Genomic DNA, 20,577 nt, shown 5'->3' with positions numbered 1-20,577 from the left:
TGGGTGCGCGAGCCGCGTGATCGTCCCTTCGCCCGACCGGATTGCGGTCCGAGAAACGGCGCCCTTGCGATGAACCGGCGGGATCGCAATCCGTTCGCGACGAAGGCACCGGCGGCTGCGGGACCTGCTCGGCGCATGGCAGGCCTTGAACCCGGACGCTCAGACTGTCCCGTCAACGGTGACGGATCCGAAACCAACCGTTCTTTGCGCGCGCGAACACGGTCGCAATCTGTTTTTGTTGATATATGATGTTATCGCTCCGATCTATTTATCAAATAGACTGTTCTTCTAACAAAGAATTCGAAATATAAACGCCGTTAAATAGATCGTTAGATTTATGTTGCTACAGAGCGTTTCGTCATTCCCTTTGCAGAGAGTCCTTAACTGACTTAATAGGGCGATCAACGCGAGCAGACAGCTTTCGCGTATCGTTTTTCCGAAGGTATATTGGCATGAATATTTCTGGGCAGACAATCTGTCTTTCGATGATTGTCAAAAATGAAGCGCATGTCATACGACGTTGCCTCGATTCTGTTCGGCCGATCATTGATCATTGGGTGATCGTGGACACGGGCTCGACCGATGGGACGCAGGATGTGATCCGCTCGGCTATGGCGGACCTGCCCGGAAGGCTTATCGAGCGGCCGTGGGTCGATTTCGCCCATAACAGGAGCGAAGCGCTCGCTCTGGCGCGCCCCCACAGCAGCTACACGCTTATCATCGATGCCGATGATGAACTGATCATCCCGGCCGGCTTCACGATGCCTAAGCTCGACGTTCCCGGGTATGTCTTCACGATTTCGGACCGCCACACCGAGTATACGCGCATTCAATTGGTCAGCAACACTTTGACTTGGTGTTATCGCGGCGTGTTGCACGAATTTATCGATAGTAGAGACAAATACTGGACGAAGCCGATGCCCTTGGTGATGCGGCGCGGCGAGGACGGCGCCCGCCATCGCGACGAATCGACGTATCGGCAAGACGCTGGAATTCTCGAGAAGGCCCTCACTACTGAGCGAGACCCTTTCCTGATCGCCCGGTATACGTTCTATCTCGCGCAGAGTTATCGCGACTGCGGTGAGCTTCGTAAAGCAATCGAAAATTATTCCAGGCGGTCCGAACTGGGCAACTGGCGCGAAGAGGTCTACATCAGCCTTCTGAGTGCCGCTCAACTCAAGGGTTTCCTCGGAGACCCTGAGGATGAAGTCCGGGCCATCTTCGACCGCGCGATTCCGGTCTGCCCCGAGCGGGCCGAAGCGCGTCATGGTGCCAGTGTCTTCTTCCGGCAACGCGGCCAGCACGCCGAGGCCTTCTTGTACGCTCAAGAAGCCCTCCACCTGACGGCGCCCAACGAGGCATTGTTTTTGCAGAACTGGATATATTTGTACGGCCTGCGAGACGAGTACGCCGTCGCCGCCTTCAATACGGGTCAGTACCGCGCCTGCTTCTCGACCTGCCTCGATATTCTTGGTCAGGCTGACATTCCGCCGGACGTCCGGACGCGGATTGCCGGGCTCGCGCGCCAGGCATTGGCCAAGATGGTCGATCCGGCCTGGGGATGCCGGCAATCGCCCTACAGCGCCGAGTTCTGGCCATGCTGGGAATTTTCGGCGGCGTGAACGCAGGGGGCGGCCCGATCTGGCCAAGGCGTCTTCGCGGGTCGTGTGTCGAGGGCGACTTATCGGCGGTCGCCCTTTCCCTGCCGCCAAGCTGCGCGGCGCATTGTCTATGTGCGGAATGCGCCCGGCACGACTTGACGGCCCGGAGCGGAAATTGCCCACGTCCGATCCTTCAACAGCGAGAGACGCTGCCGGGAATAGATTTGCACCTTAAACATGGGCATGTTCTATGATGCGTTCTCCAATCCACTCACGAGATATATTGCAATATGATGTAAGTTTCAATTTATCGAAGTATAGAAAACTTGTCTCGGAATGTTTCCGTGCGTATTAGGCTGGGCAGGTCATCAAATTGCCCTATTGATCGGATGAATGCAAAATGCCGAATGCGGGTGGTGAGCCAAGCCCCGGCTTCATCCCCGTATCGCGACGCGGACAGATCTCCAACGATGGCCGCAATCGTCCGACTGGCGCTTCTGCGCCCCTATACCTTCGTGGTGATGTCTATCCTGATCCTGATCTTCGGGATCCTGTCGATCTTCCGGACGCCGACGGACATCTTTCCGAGTATCGGCATCCCGGTCATCAGCGTCGTCTGGCAATATACGGGTCTTCCGCCTGAAGACATGTCGGGCCGGATCGTTTCGGTCTTCGAGCGGTCGCTGACAACCACCGTCAATGACATCGAACATATCGAATCGCAGTCGGTCCCGGGCTACGGGATCATCAAGATCTATTTCCAGCCGACCGTCGACATCACCGCGGCCCAGGCCCAGGTGACGGCCATCTCGCAAACGCAGCTGAAGCAGCTGCCGCCTGGCATCACGCCGCCCCTGATGCTGGCCTACAACGCATCGAGCGTGCCGATCATCCAGCTCGCTTTGTCGAGCGATACGCTCTCGCAATCCGCCCTCAACGACCTTGCGATGAACTTCATCCGGCCCCAGCTCGCCACGGTGCCGGGGGCGCAGCTTCCCTACGCCTATGGCGGCGCGGCGCGGCAGGTGCAGATCGACCTCGACCAGTCGGCGCTCCACGCCCACGGGCTGTCGGCGGCCGATGTCGGCGCGGCGCTTGCCCGACAGAATCTGATCACCCCTGTCGGTACGCAGAAGATCGGCAGCTACGAGTGGGTCATCGACCTGAACGACTCGCCCAAGACCATCGAGGCGTTCAACGACCTGCCGGTGAGGGTGGTCGACGGCGCGGTGGTGTTCATGCGCGATGTCGCCCATGTTCATAACGGCTCGCCGCCCCAGACCAACGTCGTCCAGCTCGACGGCAAGAAGGGCGTGTTGATGTCGATCCTGAAGATCGGCAACGCCTCGACCCTCGACATCATCGCCGGCGTGAAGGCGCGGCTGCCCGCCATCCAGGCGACCCTGCCCGCCGGGGTGGACCTGAAATACGTCGCCGACCAGTCGGGCTTCGTGAAGGAGTCGGTGGTCGCCGTGGTACGCGAGGGTCTCATCGCCGCCGCGCTGACCGGTTTCATGATCCTGGTCTTCCTCGGCAGTTGGCGCTCGACCCTGATCATCACCGTGTCGATCCCGCTGGCGGTGCTCTGCTCGCTGATAGCCCTCTCGGTCCTGGGCCAGACCATCAATGTCATGACGCTGGGCGGCCTCGCGCTCGCGGTTGGCATCCTGGTCGATGATGCGACAGTGACGATCGAGAACATCAACCGGCACATGGAGGAGTTCGGCGAGGACATCGTCACGGCGATCACCCGCGGCGCGCAGGAGATCATGCCGCCGGCGACCATCGCGCTGTTCTGCATCTGCATCGCCTTCGCGCCGCTGCTCGCGCTCGGCGGCGTGGCCGGCTTCCTGTTCCGGCCACTCGCCATGGCGGTCGTCTTCGCGATGATCGCGTCCTACGCGCTGACCTATACCGTGGTGCCGACCCTGGCGCGCTATCTCCTGACGGAACACGCCCACGGGGCCGAGGCACACGCGCGACGTGGTTTCTTCGGGCGGTTCCAGCAGGGGTTCGAGCGGCGGTTCGAGAGCCTGCGCCGCGGCTATCTCGGCCTGCTGGCGCTCGCCCTCGCGAACCGAGGCCTGTTCGCGGGCGGGTTCCTGCTCGTCGTCGGCCTGTCCTTCGGTCTGCTGCCCTATCTCGGCCGGGACTTCTTCCCGTCAATCGAATCCGACGCCCTGCGGATGCATGTCCGCGCTCCCACCGGCACGCGCATCGAGGAGATGACGGCGCTGACCGGACGGATCGAGAACCGTGTCCGCGCCCTGCTTCCGCCAGGCCGCGTCACCAGCGTCGTCAACAACATCGGCCTGCCGATCAGCGGCATCAACATCTCCTACGGCAACAGCGGCACGATCGGCACGTTCGACGCCGACATGCTGGTGACCCTGGCCGAGGGCGAGGTTGCCGCCGACGCCATCACCCGCGATCTGCGCAGCCGCCTGCCGCGGGAATTTCCCGGCGTGACCTTCTCGTTCCTGCCGGCCGACATCGTCAGCCAGATCCTCAATTTCGGCTCGCCGGCGGCCCTCGACGTGCAGATCGCGGGCCACGACATCGAGGGCAACCGCGCCTACGCGTACACGCTGCTGTCGCGGATCCGGCGGGTCGCCGGCGTCGCCGATGCGCGGATCCAAGAGCAGTCGAAGGGTCCGGCGCTTCGGGTCGACTTCAACCGCGCCCTGGCCGGCGTCGTCGGCCTGACCGAAGGCGACGCGGCGACCAGCGTCCAGGCGAGCCTCTCGGGCAGCACGCAGACGGCGCCGACCTACTGGCTCGACCCGCGCAACGGCGTCTCCTACCCGGTCTCGGTCCAGACGCCACAATATTCCATCGACACGCTCGGCGATCTCAACAACCTGCCGATCACCGCCGCCCGCTCGGAGCAGCTCCTCGGCGGCCTCTCGACCATCTCGCCCGAGCCGCTGAGCGCGGTGGTGACGCACTACAACGTCATGGGCACGGTCAATATCCTCGCCGCCGCGCAGAGCCGCGACCTCGGCGGCACGGCCGCGGATATCCAGGCGCTCATCGACGAGACGAAGGGTACGGTGCCGAAGGGCTCGACCGTGGCGGTGCGCGGTCAGGTCGTCACCATGTCGAACGCCTACCAGCAGCTGCTGATCGGGCTCGGCTTCTCGATCGTGCTCATCTACCTGCTGATCGTAATCAACTTCCAATCCTGGCTCGATCCGTTCGTGATCATCATGGCGCTGCCGGCCGCGCTCGCCGGGATCGTCTGGATGCTGTTCGTCACGCAGACGCACGTCTCCGTCCCGGCGCTGACCGGCGCGATCATGTGCATGGGCGTCGCGACCGCCAACTCGATTCTGGTGATCAGCTTCGCCCGGGAGCAGCTCGCAGAGGGCCTGAGCGCCCTCGACGCCGCGTTGGCGGCGGGCGCGACGCGGCTGCGGCCGGTGATCATGACGGCGCTCGCCATGGTCATCGGCATGCTCCCGATGGCGATCGAGCCGGGGCAGAACGCACCCCTCGGCCGCGCCGTGATCGGTGGCCTGCTCTTTGCCACCACGGCGACGCTGTTCTTCGTCCCCGTCGTCTTTGCCATGGTACATGGCCGCGCGCGCGGCCCGGCAGCTGCGTCGCTCCCCGGTGCTCTTCCCTCTCCGTCCGTCTGAGCTGGATCACACATGGACCCCGTCGAGACGCCAACGCCGTCCAAGCGCAAGGTCGTCGTGCTTTTGCTCGGCGTCGCGGCGGGCGCCGCCGCGCTGGCCTATACCGGCATCGCCAACCGCGCGAAGGGCATGCAGGAGATCGAGGCCTGGACCGAACGTCAGGCCGTTCCGACCGTCCGGGTCGTCCAGGCCAAGCGCGGCCCGCGCGATCAGGAGCTGTCGCTGCCCGGCACCCTCAACGCCTATTACACCGGGTCACTCTATGCCCGCGCCAGCGGCTACGTGACGGCGTGGCACAAGGATATCGGCGCCCGCGTGCGGAAGGACGAAGTGCTGGCCGACATCTCGGCGCCGGATCTCGACCAGCAGCTCTCCGAAGCCCGGGCGAACCTGGTCCAGCTCCAGGCTGCCGTCCAGCAGGCCCAGGCCAACGCGGATCTCAGCGACGCCACCAACAAGCGCACCGCCCGCCTCGTCACCCAGGGCTGGTCCAGCGAGGAGCGGGGCGATACCGACCGCTTCACCGCGGCCTCGCGGGCGGCGGCGCTGTCCGTCGCCAAGGCCAACCTCGTTGTCCAACAGGCGGTCGTGAGCCGCCTGGAGGAGCTGACGCGGTTCAAGCAGATCAAGGCGCCCTTCGACGGCATCGTCACCGCCCGTGCCGTCGATATCGGCGATCTCCTCACCGCCGGCGGCACGTCGGGACGGCCGCTCTACCGCGTCTCGGACATCCACCGGATGCGCGTCTACGTGAACGTGCCGCAGGGATTCCTGGCGGTCATGAAGCCGGGACTGAAGGCGTCCCTGCACGTTCCCGGACAGGATTCCCCGTTCTCCGCCGAGGTGACGTCGACGGCCAACGCGGTCGCGGAGGATTCACGCAAGGGGCTGGTCGAGCTGCAGGCCGACAATCCCGACGGCGCGCTCTGGCCGGGAGCCTTCGTGGAGGTGCACTTCCAGATCCCGTCGAACCCGGACACCCTGCGGATCCCCACGACCGCGCTGCTCTTCACCAAGAACGGCACCCAGGTGGCGGAGGTGCAGGACGATCATCGGGTCGCCCTGAGAAAGGTCAAGCTCGGCCGCAACCTCGGCAACGACGTGGAGATTCAGGGCGGCGTGACCCTGGCACAGCGTCTGATCGACAACCCGCAGGAATTCCTGAGCTCCGGCGACGTGGTGCAGGTTGCCGGCGAGGCCGCGTTGCCGCGGACCGCGTCAGCGGAATGAGGCGCAGCCGTTGAGAGCGGCTCGGCAGCCGACAACGCCACGTGATTCCGCACCGATTCACGATGCGGATCTCCCCATTCCAGCTCTCGGAAGCGTGCCGTCGCTCTGCGGCCCGGACGCCTGCTTAGCAAAATTTTGGCCTGCGCGAAGGCACCTTCGGTTTGCGCGGCACAGGCGGTCACATGGGCGGCTCTCCCCTACCAAAAGCCGCAGATGATTTGCGGGAACTGAACCCGTGGTGGGTCAAACCGTGCGGAAGGCCGGGCGGCTCTAGCGGCTCTGGCCGGGACGGGCTGTGGCATTGCCTCCGGCACCGCGGCCGTCGCTGGCGATCGATCCGGTCCCTGCGCTGCAGCCGTGCGGCCTCATTTCCGGCGAGCTGATCGCCATGGCTCGCCAAGCCCGCGCCTTCGCGGATCGACAGGATCTCACGAAATCCATCGACATTTTGAGGTCAGTCACGGTTTGCCGGGAGGTCCGTCTTGGGGCTCCTCGCCTTCATTCTGTTCGTCTGTCCATGGATGGGCCTGGCCGGGCTTCTGTCGCGGCAGGAGCGACGGAGCCGGCCGCTCTGAGAGCGGCCCGGCTGCGCGGCCGGCTTTGAGCTTGGACCTCGGCCACGAGCCTTCGGCGGGGTCGAAGCATTTCTGACCCTCCGGCCGCTGCGCACCTGACGCTAAGGCATCGGCAATCGATTCCCGCTCCGAGCATGGCCGGCGGGAGCGAAGCTATCTGCCGATTCCGCCTAGATTGGGAGCACATTCCCGTCCAGACGGCCTATCTTGACCACATTCCCATCGCGGATCGGCGCGGGCGCCGGGTGGAGGATTGCGTGTCTGTTCCGTCCTTCGAAGCCGCATCGGGCCTTTCGCTCCCGATCACCGGCCGCGAAAGCCTCGGCACGATGGCCCAGCCCGGTCGGCTGCCGCGCCGGGCGCGAAGCTGCGTCCTCACCCCTCGGCATCGGAACCCGCACCGGCCAGCGAGACCGGTCGACCCGGCCGTATGCCCGCCTCAGAACCCCCGACACCGCTCCCGACACGAACGAGGTATCGATGAAGACGACGCGACGCTCGGTTCTGGCAGGCGCGCTGGCGCTGTCGGCGACCCGAGCACTGGCAGCGGACCCCTTGCGGGTGATTGCCTCCTCGGTGCCGCATGCGGAGATCCTACAATACGTCACCGGCGCGCTCGCGCCCGGCTTTCCCCTGACGGTGATCGAGATCAGCGGCGACGTCCGGCCCAACGCGCTCCTGCGGGACGGCGATGCCGATGCCAATTTCTTCCAGCACGTCCCCTATCTCCGCGCCGAGGAGGCTGAACTGCGGGTTCAGTTGGCGGTGGTCGCCACCGTCCATGTCGAGCCGCTCGGCATCTACTCGCGGCGCGTGAAGGCGCTGGCCGAGGTGGCCAAGGGCGCCCAAGTCGCCGTCGCGAACGACGTGACCAACTTCACGCGCGGATTGAAGCTCCTCCAGGCGAATGGCCTGATCCGGCTTCGGTCCAGCGATGCGGGGGCCTTCGCCACCCTGCAGGACATCGCCGAAAACCCGCGAGACTTGCGGTTCATCGAGGTCGCGCGGTCGCAGCTGCCCCGTTCTCTTGACGATGTCGCGCTCACGGTCATCAACGGCAACGACGCCTTGGAATATGGTCTCGTTCCGGCTCGCGATGCGCTTGCACTCGAACGCGCCGAGGGCAACCCGTACGCGAACGTCCTGGTCACGACGCAGGCCCTCGCCAAGGATGAGCGGATCCAGCGACTGGCGTCACTGCTGACCTCGGCTGACGTCGCCCGTTTCATCCACGACCGTTACAAGGGATCGGTGATCCCGGTACGGGCCGCGTGACAGCTCGGCTTCGGATCGGTTCGACGGTGGCGCGACACTGATCCCTTTGGGTGCCCGCTATCGGAGGCGGTCCCAAGAGGCGCCACGATCTGCGTCGAGACGATTGTTCTTCGAACACCGGGGCGACGAGAGAGATCGACATCACGTGTCGGAAAGCTTTGGCCTGTACTTGCCTCGGCCCTGCGCAAGCGACTCCCGGATAAACAAAGCTCAACCTTCTCCACGTGTCGCGGGCCGGCGGGTACCTAAGAGGGAGTTCCGATTGGTCGTCTCCGTATCGCCGTCGCCTTGTCGCGAGGCCGGCGCAAAGCTCATCCGGTTCGAGCAGGTGTCGAAGGTCTACCCGATCCCGGGCGATGCCGACCCGATCGCGGCGCTCGTCGGCGTCGACCTTGCCGTTGAGGCGGGCTCGATTCACGGGATCATCGGGCGCTCCGGCGCTGGAAAGTCGACGCTGATCCGGCTCATCAACGGCCTGGAGCGTCCCAGTAGCGGACGGGTCTTCATCGGTGACGTGGAGGTCTCGCGGCTGACCGAGCGGGAGATGCGCGGGACGCGAAGCCGGGTCGGCATGATCTTCCAGCATTTCAACCTGCTCTCCTCGCGCAGTGCCGCCGACAACATCGCCCTGCCTCTGGAACTTGCGGGTTGGAAACGCGGTGCGATCCGCGATCGTGTCGCGGAGCTTCTTGCGCTGGTGGGTCTCGACGCCGAGGCCGCGCGGTATCCGGCCGAGCTGTCTGGCGGCCAGATGCAGCGGGTCGGAATCGCGCGGGCGCTCGCGACAGGGCCGGATGTCCTGCTGTCGGACGAGGCCACATCGGCGCTCGATCCGGAGACCACGCGGTCGATCCTGGCGTTGCTCAAGCGGATCAACGCGACGCTCGGGCTCACCATCGTCCTGATCACCCATGAGATGTCGGTGATCCGGACCGTCGCCGATGCGGTGGCGGTGATCGAGGGCGGCGCCATCGTCGAGGCTGGCTCGGCCTTCGAGGTGTTCACCCGGCCGCGATCCGACATCACCCGTCGTCTGTTGGCCACGGAGACCGGGTCCGCCGTGCCGCCGGGCCTCGCCGCGCGGATCAGCGCCGCGCCGTGCCTGGGCGGCGCACCTTTGTTGCAGCTCCGCTTCAGGGGGCCCGGCGGCGATGCGGGGCTCGTTGCACGGCTGGCCCGCGAGACCGGGATCGAGGCGGCGATCCTGGCCGGCACCGTGGACGAGATCGGCGGCCAGCCGTTCGGCACGCTCGTCGTGGCGCTGTCGCCAGGACCGGAAGTGGTCGGCCGGGCGCAGGCATTCCTGAGCGCGGCGGGGACGGCGGCAGACCTCCTCGGCTACCTCGATCCGGTCGAGGAGGCCGCCTGTGTCGCCTGACTATCTCGGGCTCCTATCCGAGGCCACGCGCCAGACCCTGATCATGGGGGCGCTCTCCGCAATCATCGGGACCCTGATCGGCCTGCCGCTGGGCGTGTTCCTGGCGACGAGCCGGCGAGGTGAACTCCTCGCCGCGCCGGCCCTGAACGCGGCTCTGGGGCTCGCGGTCAACGCCACGCGCTCAACACCCTTCATCATCCTGGTCGTGGCAATCATCCCGTTCACCCGCCTCGTCGCCGGCACGTCGCTCGGGACCGGTGCCGCCGCTGTTCCGCTCACGGTGGCCGCAGCCCCCTACATCGCGCGCCTCGTCGAGGCGGCGATCCGCGAGGTGGATCACGGGCTCGTCGAGGCGGCCCGCGCCTTCGGAGCGAGCCCCGCACAGATCATCCGCAAGGTGCTGATCCCGGAGGCGCTGCCAGGCATCGTGCTCGGGCTGACCTTGGCTGTCGTCTCGCTCATCGGCTATTCCGCGATGGCCGGCGCTGTCGGGGGCGGCGGCCTCGGGGATCTCGGGATCCGCTACGGCTACCAGCGTTTCCGGCCCGAGATGATGCTCGCTGTCGTCATTGTTTTGATTCTGCTTGTCCAAGCGGTCCAGACTGCGGGCGATTGGCTCGCCCGACGCGTCAACCGACGCATCCGCCGCGACTGACCGATCGAAGGCCGGCGCCCCCTCCCCTCCGGCCCATGTCACGCACGTCGGCCATGAGGTCGTCGGTCGGTCCGGCGCCCTGAGCCCGTACCGGCTCCAAATGGCGGCCGAGCTCCCGCGACTCTGCATTCCATAGGACAGGGCTCGCCAATTAAATCCTCTCGGCGCATTGGTCGATGTGACCCTTATTGCATTACCACGATGTATTGATAATCATCGGAAATTTGATTTCTTCCTTGAGCAAGGTTAAATTGCCCAATATAATCGCTTGGAAAAACATGGATGCTGATGTTTAGGTCCGCACTTGCGCGGAGATCGTCCGCCAGCCTCCGAACGATCATCATCGGGTCTGCGGTGGTCCTGTTTTGTCTGTCCGTGGCGATCGGGGCGTTCTCGATTGCCCGCATCGGCCTGATCAACGACGTGAGTCGCACTGTCGCCGGAGAAATGAGGGTGGCGGCTATCCTAAGAACGATGAAACAGCTGAGCCAGGAGCTGCGCGCCCTCGACGTCCTGGCCCACATTGCTCCGTCGGACGAGAGCCGCCGGACCTACCGCGCTCAAGGCGACCAGGTGCAGGCGGCGTTCTCGGCGGCCTGGAGCGCCTACGCGCCGACGGTGACCGGAGCGGAGGAACAGCGGCTCGCCCGTGGGCTGCGCGAAGCCTGGCGGCATTTCCGCGCCGTCGAGGCCGAAGCGGCCGCCCTGGACGAGGCCGGTGAGATGGAACTCGCCGACACGGTGATCACGAGCGCGCTGCAAGGCGATTCGGCAGCTCTCGCGCAGGCGATCGACACCGCCCTGACCTATCGCGAAGCCAGAGCGTTCGAACAGGCGGCGGTGGCGGACGCGGTCGGCGCCAGCGCGCGGCTGGCAATTGCCGCGGCCGTGGCCGTGGCGTCTGCCCTGACGGGGGGGATCGTCTGGTTCAACCTGCGCAGGGTGGCTGCGCCGATTGCCGCGATGACCCGCGCCATGCAGGGCTTGGCGTCCGATCGTCTCGCTGCGGCACTCCCGGCGGGAGAGCGGCAGGACGAACTCGGCGCGATGGCGGGCGCGCTGCAGGCGGTCAAGGCTCGTGTGCTGGAGGCCGGGACGCGCGAGGCGGCGGCAGATCGGGCACGCGCCACAATTGAGCAGCAGCGCCGGATCGCGGTGCACGCGGTGGCGGCGGATTTCGAGTCCGCGGTTGGCGAGATCGTCGGGACGGTGGCCTTGGCTGCAGCCGAGCTGCGCGGGACGGCCGACCGGATGCGATGTGCGGCGGGGGCGGCCGTGAACCGGACGAGCACGATAGAGGCCGCCGCCGAGCGAGCCGGCTCCACGATCCAAACGATCGCGGCCGCTGCCGACGAACTCGGCAGCTGGATTCAAGAGGTCGGCCGCCAGGCTCAGATGACGGCCGCCATGGCCAGCGGCGCCGCCATGGAGGCGGAGCGGGCGACCGGTCGCGTCGAGGCTTTGAGCGGCGCCGCGGAACGGATTGGGGATGTCGTCCGGCTCATCGCCAAGATCGCGGCGCAGACCAATCTCCTCGCTTTGAACGCCGCTATCGAGGCGGCGCGCGCCGGCGAGGCCGGGCGCGGCTTCGCGGTCGTGGCTGCCGAGGTCAAGGTCCTCGCAGGCCAGACCAAGCAGGCGACGGACGACATCACCCGCCACGTCGCCGTCATTCAGAGCTCCACAGCCGAGGCGGTCGCGGCCGTTGCGGATATCACCACCCGGGCCGGCGACATGAACCAAGCCGCCGCATCGATCGCCGCTCTGGTCGAGGAGCAGGGAGCCGCGACCCGGGAGATCGTGCACATCGCACGGGCCGCACAGGGCAGCAACGCGGTCGGCGCACACATCGCCGGCATGGTCGAGACCGCAGAAACCGCGGGCGCGGCTGCGATCGGGATGCTTGACCAAGCGAGCGCGCTTTCGCGCGACGCCGAGCGCCTGCGCGACGAGGCTGCCTGCATCCTCGACACCATCCGGGCCGCCTGAGCGGTGCCGAGGCCCAGCCATGAGGGATCCCGCCGCATGAGCCGAACACGCCATGTCCGGGTTCTGGCTCGGATCTGCGCGGCAGCCCTGGCTGCACTCGCGTGCGGTGCGGATCATGCCCTCGCGACCACACTCGGCATCGCGATGACCCAGCCGGTCGGGTCGATGCAGCTGCTGCACGACAGCTTGGAGGAGCACGCGAGAGCCCGAAGCCTCCTGGTACGCTTCGCCTATGCCCCCGAAGGTGCAGGCGCGCAGCAGATCGCGCAGGTCCGGGACCTCATCGCCGCGAAAGTCGACGCGCTGCTGGTCATGCCGGTCGAGCCGGCCGCAAATGCCGCGATCACCCGCCTCGCCCAGGAGGCCGACATCCCGCTGGTCTATGTCAACGACGGGCCACGCGAGGATTGGCTTGCGGGGCGGGTCGCCCTCGTGATCCCGAACGAGCTCGTGGCCGGTCGCCTGCAGATGCGCAAGCTCGCCCAGATGATGAACGGAAGCGGCCGCCTCGCGATCATCTCGGGAAACCCCGCCCGAGCGGGTTCCGTCCTGCGCACCCGAGGCGTCAAGGCGGTGATGGCCGAGGTTCCGGGCCTTCAGCTCGTTGCGGAAGGCGCCGCCGATTGGGATCGCGGAACGGCAAGAACGCTGGTTTCCGGATGGCTCGCACAGGGAATGGGCATCGATGCGATTGCCGCCAACAACGACGCGATGGCGATCGGCGCCGCGGAGGCCGTCGAAGCGGCCGGGTTGCCCGCTGGGCGGATCCTGATCGGCGGTATCGATGCGACCGCGGACGGCATGCTGGCCATGCAGCGCAAACGTTTGGCGGTGACCGTCCACCAGGATGCCACGCTGCAGGGCCGCCGAGCCATCGACGACGCCCTGGCGCTGATCGCGCATCGGCCGGTTCAGCAATACGACTGGATGCCGTGCAGGCTGGTCACAGACAGGATGTCGACCATGCAATTTTCGAAATAGACGGCCTGGCGTCGCTACCACCTGTAGCTGTCGCACGGGACCTCGATCTGCTATGCCGCGCGCGTCCATCTGCGCGCGCTTCGGACAGGCGTTCTCGCGCGCCACGGCTGCGATCCCGCGGCCCGCAGGAGTTCGGAATGACCGTCCGGCCCGCGAGTCCGGAGCCCAGTGCCGGAACCGATCCGGCAACGAATCAGGCATGCCGGCACGGTCGGTCCGAAGGCGGCTGCGTCGCCTGTGATGTCCGCAGGGTCAGTGTCTGCGCCGCTCTCACCGGTCAGGAGCTCGAGCGCCTGGAGGCGGTCAGCCACCGGATCGTACTCGACCCGCGTCAGATCCTGTTCGGTCAGGAGGATCGGGCCGACGCCGTCTACAATGTGACTGAGGGGGCCCTCCGGCTGTCCCGCCTGCTCCCCGACGGGCGCCGCCACGTCATCGGTTTTGCGCTCATCGGCGACTTTGTTGGCCTCGCTCTTCCGGAGCGTTTCACCGTCACGGCCGAAGCGCTCACGCCGGTGGCGCTCTGCCGCTTCGACCGGCGTGCCTTCACGGCTCTCGTGGAGGACGTACCGCACCTGCTGCGGCGCCTGCACGAGCGTGCGGGCTACGAACTCACCCTGGCGCAGGATCACATGATGCTCCTCGGGCGGCGGACCGCCGAGGAAAAGGTCGCCGCCTTCCTGCTCGGCCTGCGGGCGCGCTATGCCCGGATCGGGCTCACGTCGGTGACGCTGGAGCTGCCGATGTGCCGCCAGGACATCGCCGACCATCTGGGGCTCACCATCGAGACCGTGAGCCGGATGCTCACCCGCCTGGATCGCGAAAGGGCCATCCTGATCGTGCCAGGCGGCGTGCGGCTCGTCGATCCCGGCCGGCTGGAGCAGCTGGCCGCCAGCTGAGCGGCGCATCTCAGTGCGCCATCAGGCAGCAGATCGCGGTGCTTCGAAGGATATCGCGGGTCGCGCCGCCGAAGGCCCATTCCCGGAGCCGGGAATGGCCGTAGGCGCCCATGACGATCAGGTCGGCCTCCTGCTCGCGGGCGAACCGGAGGATCTCCTCACCGTCGCTCACGGTCGTCGTCAGCAGGTGGCTCGTCACCGAGGCACCGTGGCGGTCCAGATGGCGGGCAACATCCTGTGCGCCGTCGAACCGGGCGCCCTCGCCTGTCGTGACGACGAAGACCTGATCGGCCGAGCGGATGAACGGCATGCTTCCGGACACGGCCCTGCGCGCCTCCGGCGTATCCTTCCACGCCACGACGATGCGCCGTCCCACCAGGTCGGCCACCCGGGGCGGGACCACCAGGACGGGCCGGCCGGCCTCCATCAGGACGGGTCCGAGCGCGACGCCGAGCGGATCCGGATCGAGGTCGCCCAGGCCGGCGCGTCCGATCACGAGGAGGTCTGCGGCCCGGCCCTGTTTAATGATGTGCACGAAGGGCCGTTCGGTGGCGGCGCGCCACTCGGTCCGGGAGGCCTCGCCGGCACAGCGGGCGAAGATCCCGTGAGCCCGTTCGAGTTCCTGCAGGATCTCGTTCCTTGAGCGGTCGTACTGGGCCTCGGCATCCCCGAGGTCGTGCGCGAAGAGCCGCGCCGGCACCGCCGCGGCGGCGGCCCCTGTGAGATGCGCATCGAAGCGGCGCGCGAGGCCGGCCGCGAGGCGGATCCGGTCGGGCGCGGTCTCGGCGAAATCCACCGATACGAGAATGTTGGCGTAGCGCACGGCGACCTCCTCGGGACCGGTCGTCCGGCCCCGGGGCGGCAATGTCGGCGGTGCCGTTCGGCGAAGCCTTGATCCAGCGCAAACGGCGAGGCCGGTCGCGCAATCCCCCGTGCAGCGGCACGCTTTGCGCTGGATCAAGGAACGGCCGCCCAGGGCGCGTCAGAGGTCGCGGGTCCGTTCCTCCGGAGACCGCGATGTCCGCCCTCGAACTGCCCAGTGCAGTCAACCTCGCGCGAGCCCAGTTCGCGCTCACGATCGTCTGGCACTTCCTGTTCCCGGCCTTCACCATCGGGCTCGCGAGCTATCTCGCGGTGCTTGAAGGCTTCTGGCTGCGGACCGGGAAGGCCGTCTACCTCGATACCTACCGCTACTGGCTCCGGATCTTCGCCATCGCCTTCGCGATGGGCGTCGTCTCGGGTCTGGTCATGAGCTACCAGTTCGGCACGAACTGGTCGGTCTTCGCCGATCGCACGGCGCCGGTGCTCGGGCCTCTCCTCGGCTACGAGGTCCTCACGGCCTTCTTCCTGGAGGCCGGCTTCCTCGGCGTCATGCTGTTCGGCCTGGAACGTGTCGGCAAGCGCCTGCACTTCCTGGCGACCTGCCTGGTGGCCGGCGGCACGCTCACCTCCGCCTTCTGGATCCTGTCGGCCAATTCCTGGATGCAGACGCCCACAGGCCACGTGGTCGGTCCGGACGGGCGCTTCGCCCCGGCCGATTGGTGGGCGATCGTCTTCAACCCGTCCTTCCCGTACCGCTTCGCCCATACGGTCACGGGCGCCTATCTCACCACCGCGATGATCGTCGGGGCGGTGGGCGCGTGGCACCTGTTGCGCGACCGTGCCAATCCCCGCGCCCGGCTCATGTTCTCCATGGCCATGTGGATGGCGGCCGTCGTCGCGCCGGCCCAGATGATCATCGGCGACCTGCACGGCGGCAACTCCTACCAGCATCAGCCGGCCAAGGTCGCCGCCATGGAAGGGCACTTCGAGTCGGAGCGGCGCGCGCCCGCGATCCTGTTCGGTTGGCCCGACGCGGAGGCCGGACTGGTGCGGGATCGGATCGGCATACCCGGTCTCGCCAGCCTCTACCTGACGCACGATCTCGACGGCGAGGTCCGGGGCCTCAAGGACATGCCGCGGGAGACTTGGCCGACGAACCTGCCGCTGGTGTTCTGGTCCTTCCGGGTGATGGTCGGCCTCGGCCTGCTGATGATCGCGCTCGGCCTCGCGGCTTTGTGGCTGCGCCGGCACGGCCGGCTTTACGAATCCCCGTGGCTGCACCGCTTCGCGGTGGGCATGGGACCCTCGGGACTGATCGCGGTCACGGCCGGATGGACGGTGACCGAGGCGGGCCGGCAGCCCTTCACGGTCTACGGCGTCCTGCGCACCGCCGACAGCGTTTCGCCGGTGGCCGCTCCGGCCGTCGCCGCCTCGCTGGCCGCCTTCGCGATCGTCTACCTCGCGGTGTTCGGGGCGGGCATCTGGTACCTCCTGCACCTGTTCAACCAAGTGCCCCACGCCCACGAGCCGGGGCCGCCCACCGACCAGCCGATCCGCACCGCAGGGATCACCCCGGCGCCCGTCCTCATCGCCGGTGCGGTGGCGGACGGCCGTCCCCTCGCCCAGCCCGCGGAGTAAGCCCGATGTCCCTCGATCTCACGCTCATCTGGGCGCTGCTCATCGCGACGGCCGTCTTTCTCTACGTGGTGATGGACGGTTTCGACCTCGGGGTCGGTATCCTGTTCCCGGCCGTCCGCGGCAAGGCGGAGCGGGATGTCATGGTCAACACGGTCGCCCCCGTCTGGGACGGCAACGAGACCTGGCTCATCCTCGGCGGCGGCGGGCTGTTCGCGGTCTTCCCGCTCGCCTACGCGACCATCCTGCCGGCGCTCTACATGCCGCTGATCTTGATGCTGCTGGCCCTGGTGTTCCGCGGCGTCGCCTTCGAGATGCGCTTCCGCGCCGCGACCCTGCGGTCGCAAGCTGTGTGGGACCGGTCCTTCTCGTGGGGCAGCTACGTGGCGGCCTTCTGCCAGGGTATCTGCCTCGGTGCGCTGGTCCAAGGCATCCGGGTGGAGGGCCGCGCCTATGCGGGCGGCTGGTGGAACTGGCTGACGCCGTTCTCGCTGCTGACCGGGGCCGCCCTGGTCGCCGGCTACGGCCTGCTCGGGGCGTGCTGGCTGATCTGGAAGACCGAGGGGGAACTCCAGCTCCGAGCCTACCGGCTTGCACGGCGGCTCGGATACGTCACCCTGGCGGCGATCGTGATCGTCTCCGCCGCCATGCCGTTCCTGAGCGCGGCCTTCCGGGCCCGCTGGATCGCTTGGCCGAACCTCGTCCTCGCCGCGCCGGTTCCGATTTTGGTCGCGCTCCTGGCTTGGCGGTTCTTCGTAGCCCTCGACCGGCGCGCCGAGGTGATGCCGTTCCTCTGCGCGCTCGGTCTGTTCCTGCTGTCGTATGTCGGCCTCGGAATCAGCCTGTGGCCGATGATCGTCCCGCCGGCGATCACCATCTGGGACGCCGCCACCCATCCGAGCAGCCAGGCCTTCCTGCTCGCCGGCGCGGTCGTGCTGGTGCCGATGGTGCTGGTCTATACCGGCTACGTATACTGGTTGTTCCGAGGCAAGGTCGCGGCCGGCGCCCCGGGCTACCATTAGGAGGGCGGGTCATGACCTCGGTGACGAAAACCCGCACATCCCTGCATCGGCTTGGCTGGTTCATCGCGCTCTGGGCCGGCGGCGTCGCGGGCCTCACCGCCGTGGCGCTGCCGCTCCGATGGCTCCTGAAGGCGGTGTGAGGGCCAAAGCGACGGCCGCGTCGCCCCCGAGTGACGCGGCGCTCGGCGTCAACGCATGACGAACGGGTTCTCCGGCGCGTCCCGGCTGGTCGAGATCCAGACGCTCTTGGTCTCCAGAAATTCCCGGATCGATTCGATACCGCTCTCGCGGCCGATGCCGGAGCGCTTCATGCCGCCGAACGGCATCATGTAGCTGACCGCCCGGTAGGTATTCACCCAGACGGTGCCGGCCCGCAAACCTTTGGACATGCGCATCGCGCGGCCGATATCCTGGGTCCAGACGCCGGCCGCCAGCCCATAGACTACGTCGTTGCCGATCCTCAGCGCCTCCGCCTCGTCGTCGAAGCCGATGATCGACAGGACCGGGCCGAACACCTCCTCCTGGGCGATGCGCATGGCGTTGGTGACGCCGGTGAAGATCGTCGGCTCGACGAACTGGCCGCCGATCACCCCGGGCCCGGTGGCCGGGTTGCCGCCGAACACGCAGCGCGCGCCTTCGCTCTTGGCGAGCGCGATGTAGTCGAGCACCTTCGCGTATTGCGGCGGCGTGGTGATCGGTCCGATGTTGGTGTCGGCCTGCATGGGATCGCCGAGCTTGGCCGTGCGGGCAAGCTCGATCAGGCGGGTGACGAAGTCCTCGCGGATGCTGTTCTGGACCAGGAGCCTGGAGCCGGCGATGCAGGTCTGCCCGGTGGCCGCGAAAATGCCTGAGATCGCGCCCGCGGCGGCGGCCTTCAGGTCGGCATCGGCGAAGACGATGTTGGGTGACTTGCCGCCAAGCTCGAGGGAGACGCGCTTGATCTGGCGCGCGGCCGCTTCGTAGACCTTCGCGCCGGTGACGTCAGAGCCCGTGAAGGTGATCTTCGCGACGTCCGGGTGCTCCACGATGGCGGTCCCCGCCTCGCCGCCATATCCGGTGACGACGTTGAACATTCCGTCCGGAAGGCCGGCCTCCTTGGTCAGCCGTGCGAATTCCAGCGTGCTGGCGGACGCGAATTCCGAGGGCTTCACCACGACCGCGCAGCCGGCCGCGAGCGCGGGGGCGCATTTCCAGGCCACGAACAGCAGGGGTGAGTTCCAGGCGGTCAGCGCCCCGACCACGCCCACCGGCTCATGCCGGGTGAACGCGAAGGTCTCGGGCTTGTCGATCGGCACTTGGGCGCCCTCGACCTTGTCGGCGAGGCCAGCGTAGTACCACCACCATTCCGGCTGGTAGCGGGTCTGGCCGTACATCTCGGCGAAAAGCTTGCCGTTGTCGCGGACCTCGACCTCGGCCAGCGCCTTGGCCTCCCGCTCGACGAGGTCCCCGATCCGGCGCAGCACCTTCCCGCGGGCCGAAGCGGTCATGGTGGCCCAGGGCCCCTCCCACATGGCGCGCTTGGCCGCCGCCACTGCCCGGTCGACATCGGCCCGCGAGGCACGCGGAATCCGGGCCCAGGCCTCGCCGCGATAGGGATCGATCGACTCGAACCACGAGCCCTCGACCGGATCGACGTGCTCACCGTCGATGTAGAGCTGATAGGTCTTCACGGCGCGCATCTCCGGGATGAGATGTCCGCCATATGGACCCGCCGGCGGGCGGCGGCGAGCCCGGGCGCTCAGGCGTTGGCGCTGAGGCGGCGGATGTCGGCGTCGACCATCTCGGTGATGAGCGCTTCCAGACTCGTCTTCGCCTCCCAGCCGAAGGTCGCCTTCGCCTTGGCGGGGTTGCCCAGGAGCACCTCCACCTCCGCCGGCCGGAACAGGGACGGGTCGATGACGAGGTGGTCGTCGATATCCAGGCCCGCATGCTTGAATGCGATGACGCACATGTCCCGCACCGTCGTGGTCCGCCCGGTGGCGATCACGTAGTCGTCCGGCCAGTCCTGCTGCAGCATCAGCCACATCGCCTCGACGTAGTCTCGGGCATGGCCCCAGTCGCGCTTGGCGTCGATATTGCCCAGCCGCAGCTCCTTCTGCTTGCCGAGCTTGATCCGCGCCACCGCGTCCGTAACCTTGCGGGTCACGAATTCCACGCCGCGCAGCGGGCTTTCGTGGTTGAACAGGATGCCGTTCGAGGCGTGCAGCCCGAAACTCTCCCGGTAGTTTATCGTCATCCAGTGCGCGTAAAGCTTGGCCACCCCGTAGGGCGAGCGCGGGTAGAACGGCGTGGTCTCGCTCTGGCGCTCCTCCTGGATCAACCCGAACATCTCCGAGGTCGAAGCTTGGTAGTAGCGCGCCTGCGGGGCCACCGAGCGCAGGCATTCCAGCATGTGCACGGCGCCGAGCCCCGTCACCTGCCCGGTCAGCAGCGGCTGCTGCCAGGAGGAGGTGACGAAGGATTGCGCGGCGAGGTTATAGATCTCGTCGGGCTTGGCCGCCTGGACGATGCGCAGCAGGGCGGATTGGTCGAGCAGATTGCCGTCGACCAGCTCCACGTCGTCGAGAATGCCGAGCCACTTCAACCGATGGTCGAACACGCCGGCATGGCTGGAGCGGCGCACGATGCCGGTCACCGCGTAGCCCTTCTTCAGGAGCAGTTGCGCCAGATACGCGCCGTCCTGGCCCGTCACACCCGTGATCAGCGCTCGCTTGGCCGTCATGAACCCGTCTCGTTCCGCAGTTGACCGGCTGCTACGACCGCGACCGCATCCGCGTCAAGGAGCAGCCAGACCTCAATATCTTCCGACGCTGAATGTCACCGATGCGCGGAGGATTTAGGTTGCGAATGTATTCAAATGCTGCTCGATCAATA

General features: G+C 66.9%; 15 protein-coding genes. 12 read left to right on the top strand and 3 right to left on the bottom strand.

The annotated features are described in order from the left end of the window. Positions 1-452: 452 nt before the first annotated feature. The 9 genes from JOE48_RS23410 to JOE48_RS23370 all read left to right on the top strand — a co-directional run bounded on the left by JOE48_RS23410 (position 453) and on the right by JOE48_RS23370 (position 14,224). Positions 453-1,622 carry a glycosyltransferase gene (locus tag JOE48_RS23410; RefSeq protein ID WP_210033303.1) on the top strand — a complete coding sequence of 390 codons (1,170 nt, stop codon included), beginning with the start codon at positions 453-455 and terminating at the stop codon, positions 1,620-1,622. Positions 1,623-2,071: 449 nt separating this feature from the next. Beyond that, positions 2,072-5,242, top strand: a complete 3,171-nt coding sequence (locus JOE48_RS23405) for an efflux RND transporter permease subunit (protein ID WP_210033302.1) — start codon at positions 2,072-2,074, stop codon at positions 5,240-5,242. Positions 5,243-5,254: 12 nt separating this feature from the next. Next, positions 5,255-6,472 (top strand): efflux RND transporter periplasmic adaptor subunit, encoded by a 1,218-nt coding sequence (locus tag JOE48_RS23400; RefSeq protein ID WP_210033301.1) that lies wholly within the window; start codon positions 5,255-5,257, stop codon positions 6,470-6,472. Between the two features lie 1,055 nt (positions 6,473-7,527). Continuing rightward, on the top strand, positions 7,528-8,322 hold the full coding sequence (locus JOE48_RS23395) for a MetQ/NlpA family ABC transporter substrate-binding protein (protein WP_210033300.1): 795 nt from the start codon (positions 7,528-7,530) through the stop codon (positions 8,320-8,322). Positions 8,323-8,650: 328 nt separating this feature from the next. Further along, positions 8,651-9,700 (top strand): ATP-binding cassette domain-containing protein, encoded by a 1,050-nt coding sequence (locus JOE48_RS23390; protein ID WP_312893360.1) that lies wholly within the window; start codon positions 8,651-8,653, stop codon positions 9,698-9,700. Further along, positions 9,690-10,355: a methionine ABC transporter permease gene (locus tag JOE48_RS23385; protein WP_210033298.1), complete on the top strand. Its 666-nt coding sequence runs from the start codon at positions 9,690-9,692 to the stop codon at positions 10,353-10,355. Before JOE48_RS23390 ends, JOE48_RS23385 begins: the two co-directional genes overlap by 11 nt. 282 nt (positions 10,356-10,637) lie before the next feature. Then, a complete protein-coding gene (locus JOE48_RS23380; RefSeq protein ID WP_312893359.1) occupies positions 10,638-12,344 on the top strand; it encodes a methyl-accepting chemotaxis protein in 1,707 nt (568 codons plus the stop codon). Between the two features lie 36 nt (positions 12,345-12,380). Next, positions 12,381-13,325 (top strand): substrate-binding domain-containing protein, encoded by a 945-nt coding sequence (locus JOE48_RS23375; RefSeq protein ID WP_210033288.1) that lies wholly within the window; start codon positions 12,381-12,383, stop codon positions 13,323-13,325. Between the two features lie 137 nt (positions 13,326-13,462). Beyond that, on the top strand, positions 13,463-14,224 hold the full coding sequence (locus JOE48_RS23370) for a Crp/Fnr family transcriptional regulator (RefSeq protein WP_210033286.1): 762 nt from the start codon (positions 13,463-13,465) through the stop codon (positions 14,222-14,224). Positions 14,225-14,234: 10 nt separating this feature from the next. On the opposite strand, the gene JOE48_RS23365 is transcribed toward JOE48_RS23370, so the two are convergent. After that, positions 14,235-15,047, bottom strand: a complete 813-nt coding sequence (locus JOE48_RS23365; protein ID WP_210033284.1) for a universal stress protein — start codon at positions 15,045-15,047, stop codon at positions 14,235-14,237. Between the two features lie 194 nt (positions 15,048-15,241). On the opposite strand from JOE48_RS23365, the gene JOE48_RS23360 reads away from it, so the two are divergent. From JOE48_RS23360 to JOE48_RS23350, 3 genes are read left to right on the top strand one after another with little or no spacing between them, the layout of a single operon-like run. Further along, the gene (locus tag JOE48_RS23360) at positions 15,242-16,684 is read left to right on the top strand and encodes a cytochrome ubiquinol oxidase subunit I (protein WP_210033282.1); all 1,443 of its coding nucleotides are present in this window, start codon (positions 15,242-15,244) and stop codon (positions 16,682-16,684) included. Between the two features lie 5 nt (positions 16,685-16,689). Then, a complete protein-coding gene (cydB, locus tag JOE48_RS23355; protein ID WP_210033280.1) occupies positions 16,690-17,703 on the top strand; it encodes a cytochrome d ubiquinol oxidase subunit II in 1,014 nt (337 codons plus the stop codon). An 11-nt stretch (positions 17,704-17,714) separates the two neighbouring features. Continuing rightward, on the top strand, positions 17,715-17,843 hold the full coding sequence (locus JOE48_RS23350; protein ID WP_210033278.1) for a DUF2474 family protein: 129 nt from the start codon (positions 17,715-17,717) through the stop codon (positions 17,841-17,843). A 48-nt stretch (positions 17,844-17,891) separates the two neighbouring features. Here JOE48_RS23350 and JOE48_RS23345 read toward each other — a convergent pair whose 3' ends face one another. Next, on the bottom strand, positions 17,892-19,373 hold the full coding sequence (locus JOE48_RS23345; protein WP_210033276.1) for an aldehyde dehydrogenase: 1,482 nt from the start codon (positions 19,371-19,373) through the stop codon (positions 17,892-17,894). A gap of 68 nt (positions 19,374-19,441) precedes the next feature. Then, positions 19,442-20,425 (bottom strand): GDP-mannose 4,6-dehydratase, encoded by a 984-nt coding sequence (locus JOE48_RS23340; protein WP_210033274.1) that lies wholly within the window; start codon positions 20,423-20,425, stop codon positions 19,442-19,444. Between the last annotated feature and the right edge of the window lie 152 nt (positions 20,426-20,577).

Origin of the sequence: Methylobacterium sp. PvR107, assembly GCF_017833295.1 — a bacterium.
Classification (GTDB): Bacteria; Pseudomonadota; Alphaproteobacteria; order Rhizobiales; family Beijerinckiaceae; genus Methylobacterium.
Note: the sequence above shows the minus strand (reverse complement) of the source record. Positions and strands in the feature narration are given on the sequence as shown.